5 protein-coding genes are annotated in these 6,000 nt (G+C 37.5%); all 5 read right to left on the reverse strand.

The window, feature by feature from the left end; all coding sequences use genetic code 11:
• Positions 1 to 171: 171 nt before the first annotated feature.
• The 5 genes from GWI97_RS09240 to GWI97_RS09260 all read right to left on the reverse strand — a co-directional run bounded on the left by GWI97_RS09240 (position 172) and on the right by GWI97_RS09260 (position 5,545).
• On the reverse strand, positions 172 to 516 hold the full coding sequence (locus GWI97_RS09240) for a DMT family protein (protein WP_036934853.1): 345 nt from the start codon (positions 514 to 516) through the stop codon (positions 172 to 174).
• A gap of 519 nt (positions 517 to 1,035) precedes the next feature.
• A complete protein-coding gene (locus GWI97_RS09245; protein ID WP_036934852.1) occupies positions 1,036 to 1,740 on the reverse strand; it encodes a LutC/YkgG family protein in 705 nt (234 codons plus the stop codon).
• Between the two features lies 1 nt (position 1,741).
• The gene (locus GWI97_RS09250; RefSeq protein ID WP_036934851.1) at positions 1,742 to 3,163 is read right to left on the reverse strand and encodes a LutB/LldF family L-lactate oxidation iron-sulfur protein; all 1,422 of its coding nucleotides are present in this window, start codon (positions 3,161 to 3,163) and stop codon (positions 1,742 to 1,744) included.
• 12 nt (positions 3,164 to 3,175) lie between these two features.
• Positions 3,176 to 3,895: a (Fe-S)-binding protein gene (locus tag GWI97_RS09255; protein ID WP_036934849.1), complete on the reverse strand. Its 720-nt coding sequence runs from the start codon at positions 3,893 to 3,895 to the stop codon at positions 3,176 to 3,178.
• A 123-nt stretch (positions 3,896 to 4,018) separates the two neighbouring features.
• A complete protein-coding gene (locus tag GWI97_RS09260) occupies positions 4,019 to 5,545 on the reverse strand; it encodes an L-lactate permease (protein WP_161751915.1) in 1,527 nt (508 codons plus the stop codon).
• Positions 5,546 to 6,000: the final 455 nt, after the last annotated feature.

Below are 6,000 nucleotides of genomic sequence, written 5' to 3' on the forward strand. Positions count from 1 at the left end.
GTGATTGTGTTATTTTATAGTCCGTTAAAGCAACATTATCAATCGTATTAAATGTAATCAAAATATTTAATTTGTAAATAAAGAAAAGCCTTATCATTTCTGATAAGGCCATAAAGAAGAGGATAAAGGATCGATTAAAAAACAAGCTGTTTTATTTAGTCATAGAGGTGTTTAAAAGGGACCTTTAAAAATAAATAAGGCACCAGCACCAATTAAAAGGAAACCAATAAAGTGATTTAATGTGAAGTTTTCACCTAAATAAGTAACAGAAAAAATAGCGAAAATTGTTAATGTTATCACTTCTTGTATGGTCTTTAATTCTGCTGCACTGTAGTAATGATGACCAATTCTATTTGCAGGCACAGCAAAACAATATTCAACAAATGCAATCAACCAGCTTAAAAAAATGACGATAATAAGCGGTTTATTGCCGTATTTTAAATGGCCATACCAAGCGAACGTCATAAAAACGTTAGAAATTATCAGAAGAATGATTGGTGTAAATTTGTAGAACATTATACTCATACCATTGGGTGGCTTTCTGGCGATTTTGCCAATAAGAATGGCATGAGATTACTGCAAAAAAAGTGGGTTTTCTATCAGTGTGATAAGGATAATGGTGTAATTTACATTGAGACTATTTTATCGTAAAGAAAACATATCGAGGATAAGCCAAGTTGAACTATTAAATAGTAAAGTAGTTATTTAATTTATTAAATACTATTTAAAATAAAGAAAGGTTATTAATCTTGCTTTATTGAAACATTATAATAATGTCTAATAAAAATAATTGTCGTTATTTTTAATTGTTGTTGAAAAATTTTGAGAATTAACCCATCGAAGGTTATGTATTGATCTGGAAAAATTGAGCAAAGTTTTTCGCATTGATTGTGTAGATCAAAGTTCCCATCTAAAAGTGGGAACTTTATCAGTAAGTTGAAGGTGTTATATAACCTTTCTTTATGTTGGTCAATCCTTTGACCATGACCTTAAGTTATTTAGTTATCGTTCTTTTCATTGCTGATTAATATTGAATTAGCAATCTTCTATAATCAAATACGCCGCATGAACAGGGCCATGAACCCCCCATACTTTAATTAATTCAATGTCTGCTGTAGAACTTGCACCACCAATTAAATTGATGCAAGACGGCATTCTTACACCTTCTTGCGCCATTTTATGTAAACGTTCAGCAATTTGAGCCACTCGAGGTAAAATATCGCTTTTACGTAGAATAACAATAGAAGTTTCAGGTAATAAGCTTACCGCACGTCCTTTTTCTGGAGACGAAAATAAAACAATCCCACCAGATTCAGTTAGGCCCGCTTCCGCAAATACAATTCCAATTTGAGAGCGTTCAGCATGAATAATATTTTCATGGCCAAGTTCTGGGGTCCAAATATAGGTTTCGTATTTTTCACTGATAGCTTTAGTTACACCCAGTGCATCTAGGCGCTCATCTCCACTTATTACCACCGAGCCTTTACAATCATAACTTTCGCAGAGTTCAATTAGGCTATTGATAACGTCATCAGGTTTGCTAACAACACATTTCACCATTTGAGTCTGTGCAAAGTCAGTAAATTCTTTACATAGTTCATCCTGAGTCAAATTAGTTAAGCGAGTTTTCGCTAAATCATTAATCGGTGTAGGCTGTGGCTGTGGCTTATGCGCAATAGGACGCCCTAATTTTTCAGCAATAGTTTGCAGAAATTCATTACGGTTTTGTTCGTTTAACATATTATTTTTTTCCTTCTGCTTTATGGCGTTTAAACCAACTACGGAAGCTATAACCATCTGGTTTAGGGAGATCTCGCGATTCCATCCAATCATTTAACACACTGATTTTGATTGGTGTAGACCCATTTTTGATCATTAACCCCGCCATTTTTGCACCAACGTTCATACCCACTTTCCAAAGAGCTGGGTGTGAATTGAGGTAGTTAAACATACCGGTGACTCGACGTTCTGCTTTTGGTGTTAAACCAGTTTCAGCCATTACTCGACGATGTTTTAAAATCAACTGAGCTAAAGGAATTTTGACTGGGCAAACCACATTACATGCATTACATAATGAACAAGCGTAAGGGAGATCATGAAAATCTTTATAGCCCCCTAACAGTGGTGAAATTACCGCACCAATTGGGCCTGGATAAATTGAGCCATAAGCATGTCCACCAATATTACGGTAAGCAGGGCACGTATTAAGACAAGCACCACAACGGATACAGCGTAAAATATCTTTAAATTGCGAACCTAAAATTTCAGAACGGCCATTATCCACAATCACTAAATGGAACTCTTCAGGACCATCGACATTGCCCGCTTCACGAGGACCAGTTACCCAAGTGTTGTAACTAGTTAAACGTGAGCCAACTGCGCTACGGCATAACATAGTGATTAATGGATCAACTTCTTCAAATGTTGGTGCCACACGCTCCATACCCATGACTGCAATATGGGTTTTAGGTAACGTAGTGGTCATTCTTGCATTACCTTCGTTAGTAACTAAACAGACGGTGCCGGTTTCAGCTACCGCAAAGTTACAACCCGTAACGCCAATATCAGCAGACAGAAAATCTTGTCTTATACGCTGTCTAATGAAAAGTGTCATATCTTCAGGCGTTTCACTGCCTTCATAATTGAGTTTTTCATTTAAGACTTTACGAATTTGATAACGATCTTTGTGGATAGCAGGAACGACGATATGAGATGGTGGATCGTTATCTAATTGAAGAATATATTCGCCAAGGTCAGTTTCGATGATTTCAATGCCTTCATTTTGTAAGGCCTTATTCATCCCAATTTCTTCGGTGACCATCGATTTAGATTTTACAATCTTCTTCGCGTTTTTCTTTTTGGCAACGTCACAAATATAACGAGAGGCATCTTCTGCTGTTTTAGCAAAATAAACATGACCTCCGTTTTCTGTTACTTTTTCAGATAATTGATAGAGATAAGCATCTAAATTTTCAAGCACATGGTTACGGATTTGTTCAGCGCGATCACGCCATTCTTCCCAATTACCTAGTTCTTTGACCATGATTTGACGATTAGCTCCAATGCGTTCTTGCGCCATAACAACCGCATTACGCATGATTGTATCTTTCATTTCATGTTCTAGGCGAGGTCTGAAATCGATATCACTGGTTTTGATAGACATAAGCAGGCTTCCTTATTGGCTCATTAAAACTTGTGCAATGTGCAACACTTTTACAGGGCGCTTTTCTCGGCTCAAACGGCCTTGTATGTTTATTAAGCAACTTGTATCTGCACCAATGACATAATCAGGACTCACATCCATAATATGTTTTACTTTTTCGGTCACCATTTCGCCTGAAATTTCAGACATTTTCACAGAGAATGTTCCACCAAAACCACAACAGGTTTCTGAGTTCGCAAAAGGTAACATTTCAAGACCTTCAACGTGGTTTAATAGTGTTAAAGGCTCACTAACAACACCCAGTTTGCGGGTTAAACTGCATGATGGATGATAAACAGCTTTACCAGGGAGACGGGCACCAACATCGACAATGCCCAAGGTATTGACAATAAAACTGGTTAAATCAATAAGGCGATCTGCTACACCTTGTGCTCGTAATGCCCATTGTGGCTCATCGGCAAGATAAGTTGGGTATCCTTTTATGGCATAAGTACAGGAGCCTGCTGGGGAAATAATCGGGTAGTCATTTACTTCCAATGTTTCAATTAACGATTTCATAGCAGGTTTGGCGTTATTTACATAACCGCTATTAAGTGCGGGTTGACCACAGCAACCTTGGCGCTCTTGAAATAGCACTTCGCAACCTAATTTCTCAAGTAACAAGACGGTGTCTCTGGCTGAATCTGCTTTCAGCACATCACCAAGACAGGTCGCATAAAAATTAACTTTCATTAATCGAACTCCAAAACATCGCTCAGATGTTGTCATTTTTACTAAAGATAAAATTCTTTTTTTTATTGCTTTGTTATAAGAGGGAAAGGGAATGGAATAAGCTCACTCCCTTTCCCTTATTAATTAGTTCATTAGGTGATAAATAATGCCGATCTTCGCCCCAAGAATAACAATATAGGCGATACAATATTTTAACGTTTCACGCATAATGGCACTGCTTTGTCCATCCATTTTTGTGGCTGAAACAGCAATGGCGATACTTTGAGGTGAGATCATCTTACCGCCCGTTGCACCTGAGGTATTAGCCGCAGCCAGAATGAAAGGGTCGATATTAAGCTTAGCTGCAGCACTGGTTTGTAACTTACCAAATAGCACGTTGGAGTTAGTGTCGCTGCCGGTTACAAATGTTCCTAAGGCTCCGATCACGGGAGCAATAAAGATAAATCCGGCACCGGTGAAATCGACCAAGGTTTCAGCGATACTACCAATCATGCCACTGAAATCCATGACGGTTGCCATTGCTACGATTGCGGTGATGGCAATAATGGAGTTTTTCAGTTGGATAGTTGTTTTAACAAGTACAGAGATAAGCGTGGAAACACTGGCACCTTGAATTGTGCCACCTACAAAGCTGGCAAGTATAATTAATACACCTGGTGTACTTAACCAAGCAATGGTTTGATATTCCGTTTGTGTTTCACTTAATACAAATGGGATCTTAGTGGAAATAGCGCCCACCATGCTTTGGATCGCTGGGAATAAAGGTGAGCAGGCTAAAATGAAGATAAAGGTAAACAGGTAAATAGAGCTAGCCACTAACAACTCTTTTCCAGTGTGTTTTTTGAGATTTTTTTGCTTATCGCCACTGTTTTTCATGCGTTTAGCAAGGAAAATAACCACAATTAAGCTGACTAAGCTACCGGCAAATGCAGGTAATTCAGCACCTAAATTAGCCGCAACAATGTATTGAGGAATAAGTGTACTAATACCACACATTAAAGTAATAAATCCGACACCTTTAATGGCTTTAATGCCACCACCTGCAATGGCAACAATGACGAAAGGTAACAGGATGTTAAATAATCCCAACTGAATAATGATGGTTTTACTCAACACTAATACGTCAAGTCCAGTGTTTTGCGCCAAAATAGACACTGGAATACCAACAGCACCAAAAGCGGTAGGAACAGTGTTAGCGACTAAAGAGGCAACCGCAGCTTTAAAAGGATCAAATCCAAGAGCAATTAAAATGCCGATAGGAATGGCAACCGCGGTACCATAGCCCGCAACAGCTTCAAGAAAGCCCCCAAAACACCACGAAATAAGTAGAACTTGTACGCGCTTATCATCACTTATGCCAGCCAGTACATCTTTAAGTACATCCATGCCACCCGTTTTTAGCATTAAGTTATAACTATAAATAGCGGCAAGAATAACAATGATGATTGGCCACAACCCTTTAACTGCACCATAAAGGACAGAAACAGAGGCAAATTGAATGGTGTTGTTCCAATGAAAAATAGCAAGTGCAACAGTTATCACTAAAGAAACCAGCACGGCATGGTGAACGGCTGATTTCATTTTTAAGATCATAAAAATCAACACAGCTAAAGGCACAATGCCTAATAAGAATGAGAGATAGTCTGACATGATTATTTTTATCCTTAAGTTTGCAATTTTTATCGTTTATAACTGCGTTGGCAAACCGATAAGTTGGTCATTATATAATTGTGTAGGGTACTAGGTTTTATTAATGCTCTGCTTTGCTGAAACGATAAATCATAAATAAAAAAAGATAGTTACTAACCTAAACAATGAAAGATATCATCACTTAGGAAATTGTCAGGTTAGATTGGTTGGCTATTGTAGGGAATATTTATTGAGATGTAATAGAATAAAATCAATTGTGTGACAAATATAAAAAAATTCCTTTTTTCTCATTATTTGCTTGTTAACTTTCGTGTTTTTTGATGCTCGTCAATGTAATTAAATTATTCATGTTGTTATTGAATTGGTTTTTGGTGAAAAAAAGAACGTTTTTGATGGTTTTATCTATGTAATAGAAGCGTGATAGCGGACTATATATCCCCTTTATGATGATAAAA

The organism is Proteus sp. G2300 (assembly GCF_009915965.1).
Lineage (GTDB): Bacteria > Pseudomonadota > Gammaproteobacteria > Enterobacterales > Enterobacteriaceae > Proteus > Proteus vulgaris.

Bases quoted from the DNA above. Each gene is read 5' to 3' on its own strand.
- GWI97_RS09240 (WP_036934853.1), bottom strand. From the start codon at position 516: ATGTTCTACAAATTTACACCAATCATTCTTCTGATAATTTCTAACGTT.
- GWI97_RS09245 (WP_036934852.1), bottom strand. From the start codon at position 1,740: ATGTTAAACGAACAAAACCGTAATGAATTTCTGCAAACTATTGCTGAA.
- GWI97_RS09250 (WP_036934851.1), bottom strand. From the start codon at position 3,163: ATGTCTATCAAAACCAGTGATATCGATTTCAGACCTCGCCTAGAACAT.
- GWI97_RS09255 (WP_036934849.1), bottom strand. From the start codon at position 3,895: ATGAAAGTTAATTTTTATGCGACCTGTCTTGGTGATGTGCTGAAAGCA.
- GWI97_RS09260 (WP_161751915.1), bottom strand. From the start codon at position 5,545: ATGTCAGACTATCTCTCATTCTTATTAGGCATTGTGCCTTTAGCTGTG.